The organism is Syntrophomonas sp. UBA5494 (genome assembly GCF_002426325.1).
The window spans coordinates 13,403-17,906 of record NZ_DIPG01000037.1 but is presented as its reverse complement, the minus strand read 5'-3'; the positions used below and the strand labels follow the sequence as shown (position 1 = coordinate 17,906).

Below are 4,504 nucleotides of genomic sequence, written 5' to 3'. Positions count from 1 at the left end.
AAGATCGGATTGAAAAGGGAACCGGGTGAGAATCCCGGGCGGTCCGGGCCACTGTAAGTGGGAAATGCTTTTAACAGACCACTGGAGCATATCCGGGAAGGGGAAAAGCGGAGATGACCCACAAGTCAGGAAACCTGCCTTAACGATATTCCGCAAGCCTTCCATGGAAAGGTGAACTGCAAGTTTGAAAACTGTCTGATCGGGACGGGATTCTTCTGCCTCATCAACCCCGGCTTCTCATGGATGCCGGGGCTTTTGTACACATGGAGCCGATTATTGCGGAGGAGGTGACAAGTCATCACACTATAGGCCGGCTGGGATCAACCAACATGAATATCATGAGAGGATGGATACCAGCCAGGCGATAGTAAAAACCATTACAAAACCAACAGAAAAGTCAGGAGGGGAGTTTTAGTAATGAAGTACTGGAGCAACAGGAAGCAAAGAGAGAAAGCCCTGGCTCTGCTGCTGGCTCTGACCATGATCCTCACCCTGTTTCCGGGCCTGGGCGGCAGCGTCCTGGCAACGGATACGGCTGTGGTGGAGGCGGGCAGTGCCACGGTGGCCTATGAGGCCACAGGAGCCGACCGGATGGTGGACATTCCGGTAAATATAACCGCCAATCCCGGTATAGCCGGCTATACCCTGGCAATCACCTATGACAATGCGGCGCTGACCCTGAACAGCATAACCCAGGGCACGGTGGTCCTGGCGCCCCTGGTGAAAAACCTCGCTTCAATGCCGGCAATTGTAACTTCCAACGGAGCCGAAAACAATAGCAGCCTCGGCTCATTGTTCACCCTGAACTTCACTGTGGCGGAGGGTACCGGCGGCGGCGACTACCCGATTATTGTGAGCCTTAAAGATAAAGCGGGTCATCCCGGAGAGCCTGATCCCGGTAATTTCTGCAATGAAGTTCCCCAGCCGGTCCCGGTGACCTTCATCGCCGGCAAGATCACGGTTGAAGGTGCGCCAGCCGAGGCGGGGACCCCGATCTTCACCACCGATCTGAGCACCGAACCGATCAGCTACACCGTGGGCGATACCGCAGACGCCCTTGAGGTGTCTGCCAGCGTAAACGATGGCGGCGCCATCAGCTATCAGTGGTACAGCAACAGCGAAAACAGCAGCTCCGGCGGAAGCGAGATCAGCGGCGCAACCACCGAAAGCTATATTCCTTCCACCACTGATCCCGGCACGACCTATTACTATGTGATTGCCACCAATACCCTGGAAGGCAGCACCGCCAGCGCAACCAGCAGCATCGCTACCGTGACGGTGACAGCAGTTCCATCAACTGCTGCGGAGACGCCGGTCTTTGACATCAATCTCAACACCGACTCCGTTGTATATATTATCGATGCCAGCGCCGGTGCACTTGAGGTGTCTGCCAGCGTCAGCGATGGCGGCACCATAACCTACCAGTGGTACAGCAACAGCGCAAACAGCGCTGAGGGCGGAACCGCCATCAGCGGAGAGACCGCCGCAAGCTATATTCCCGCCACCGCCAGCCTCGGCATAACTTATTACTATGTGATTGCCACCAACACGCTTGACGGCAGCAGCGCCACTGTTGCCAGCAATGTGGCCACAGTGACAGTGACCGATGTGAACACCTCACGGACAGAACTGCAGACCCTTATTTATGTGTCCAAATCCGCACTCGGGTCGGTGGAAATAAGTGCTGACGGCAAAGATATCGCCACCAAAAAATACTGGGTGACGCAGGCGGCGTACACAATCTTCAGCAATGCCATTGCAGCGGCTGAGGCCATGAAGGTCAGCAACAGCGTTGATGAATTAATCCTCGCCAAAACAACTCTTTGGACCGCATTGAATACCTTTAACAGCGCCAAAGCTCCAGGTACCCGCAGTACTCCAGGCGGCGGAACGACAAATACATCCAACTTGAAATTCGATATAAGCGACGGAGAGATTGCGGGTTATGTCATCGTCAGCTTTGAAGATTTTGGAGACCGCATCGATCCAAAATCCGACTATGGCAGCGGGTTGGGTGTCATCATCTCTCCCGTTGAAGTGCCATATGCCGCAGGGGACAGCATAGCCGCCGTCACCATTCGTTTGCTGGATGCGCTGGGCATCGGGTATTCACACTGGAACACAACTGAGAGCGGCTTTTATCTTGCGCTGATTGAAGATTTTACTCTTAAAGACGGTACTTACGTAAAGGTTTTAGGTGAATTTACCAATGGCAGGGGCTCGGGCTGGATGATTACCTGGAACAACTGGTTTATCAACCTGGGCGCTTCTGAATTCCGGGTTGAGGACGGCGATATCATCAAGTGGCAATACACCTGCCAGTGGGGGGCCGACATCGGCTCCGACTGGGACAACCCCAGCGCTGAAATCACCGGCCTTACCTTTGAGGAAAATTACGGCACCCTTTCTCCCGCCTTCAGCGAGGATGTGACGGATTACATTTATACCATCCCGCCCTCGGTGAAAAGCATCTGTCTGGAGGCCAAGCAGGAAAACTACTGGGCTATTCTCACTTATAAAAGCGAAGGCAAGACCTATAAGCCCATGGCCGGCATTCCGGTCAAAAACGGTACCGTCATTCGCCTGGATTGCGCTTTTTCCGAATATTACGGCGACCCTCCCACCGATACCGACTACCTCACCATCACCATCCAGGTGCAGGGGGAGAAACCTGTAACTCCAGGCGGCCATCGCGCCGTTCTAACCCCTAAAGTTACGGCTTCCAAGGGCGTGGCCTCTGTTGCCATGGGCGCTTCCGATATGACCGGGGCCATAGCCGAAGCCAAGGAAAACAGCAGTGTGGCCATCGTAATCGCTCCGGAGATCATCGGGGAGGCCCGGAAGGTAAGCGTAGAGCTTCTCAAGAGCTCGGTTTCCTCCATGGCTTCGGAAACCGAGGCGGCTTTGACAGTGGAAACCCCGGTGGGCAATGTGACCGTCCCCAATCAGGCTCTGGCGGCTATGGCGAAACAGGCTGCCGGCAAAAGCATTACCATCAGTCTGGAAGCGGTGGAAAAACAGACGGCTCTGACCGCTGAACAGCAGGCAGCGGTAGGGGATAACCCGGTCTATGACATCTCCATCACCAGCGGCGGCAAGAACATCAGCAGCTTTGAGGGGGACCTCACCGTTTCCCTGCCCTACGCCCTGGAGGAAGGCCAATTCGCCTCCGCTGTATCCGTCTGGTATTTGAACGACGCCGGCCAGCTGGAGCTGATGAGCTGCAGCTACGACGCCGGCACCGGCCAGGCCACTTTCACCACCAGCCACTTGTCCTACTATGCGGTGGGTTACGATGAGAGCGCAGTGGCGCCGGTTTGGGTTAATCCTTTCATCGACGTGAAATCCGGGGACTGGTTTTACGACGCGGTGGTTTTCGTGGTGGAACAGAAATTGTTCCAAGGCACCTCCGCCACCACCTTCAGTCCCGACGAGCCCATGACCAGAGCCATGCTGGTCACCGTTCTGCACCGTTTGGCGGGGACGCCTGCCGTTGCTACCGCCAATAGCTTCACTGATGTGCAGGAGGATCAGTGGTATACTGACGCGGTCATCTGGGCCAACACCAACGGCATCGTCAACGGATACGGCGACGGACGGTTCGGAATCAACGACAACATCACCCGGGAGCAGATGGCGGCTATTTTATACCGCTACGCCGGGAAAAACGGCTACGACGCCTCCGCCTCCGGCGAACTCGATCAGTTCAGCGACAGCGGCCATGTCTCGACTTATGCCTTGGAGGCCATGAAATGGGCGACCGGATCAAATCTTATCGGGGGCAAAGAAGGCGGTGTGCTTGATTCATCGGGCAACGCCACCCGGGCTGAAGTGGCCACCATATTGCAAAGATTTGTTCAAGCTTTTGTGTAATAAAATGTCCCTTCCTCAAAAAGGCGAGGGTGGCTCGTAGTATGGGCCGCCCTCGCCCTTTTCAAATCTGGACTGGAATCTGGCCCGTTCTTATATAGGGTGACCAAACGGTATGAGCAGCAATAGATTATTATGGCGACCTATTTATTATCTTGGTGGAAGAAGGCGGATAAATGCCCAACCGTGATTTCATTGCATGGGTGCTCGAAGATGCGGTACAGATACAGAAGAAACATAATCTGCCGGCGGCGGTAATTACGGCTCAGGCCTGCCTGGAAACCGGGTATGGAAAACACATAATCACCGATATGCACACCGGGCAATTCAGCTACAATCTTTTCAATATCAAAGGCGAGGGTCCTGCCGGCAGCGTGCTTATAACCACAACGGAGTATGTTAGAGGCCGAAAAACCAGAGTGCAGCACCGTTTCCGGGCTTACCACAATTATGAGGAAAGCTTCGAAGATCTGGCGGAGTTGATGGCGCTGGAACGCTATAAGCCCTGCCGGGAAGCGGCCGGTGATCCGGATGAATATGCCCGGCAGCTTAAGATATGCGGATATGCCACCGATCCTCAATACCATACCAAACTAATCAGGATTATGAACAGCTACAACCTGAAGGAAAGGGC

The 4,504-nt window shown here is 54.7% G+C and carries 2 protein-coding genes and 1 riboswitch; both genes read left to right on the top strand.

The features are described 5' to 3' along the window. A riboswitch (cobalamin riboswitch) is annotated at positions 1-156 on the top strand. Positions 157-417: 261 nt separating this feature from the next. Then, positions 418-3,873 carry an S-layer homology domain-containing protein gene (locus B3W37_RS03725; RefSeq protein ID WP_483174826.1) on the top strand — a complete coding sequence of 1,152 codons (3,456 nt, stop codon included), beginning with the start codon at positions 418-420 and terminating at the stop codon, positions 3,871-3,873. Positions 3,874-4,046: 173 nt separating this feature from the next. After that, positions 4,047-4,504, top strand: a 458-nt coding sequence (locus tag B3W37_RS03720; RefSeq protein WP_483174825.1) for a glycoside hydrolase family 73 protein, incomplete at its 3' end; no start/stop codon positions are given.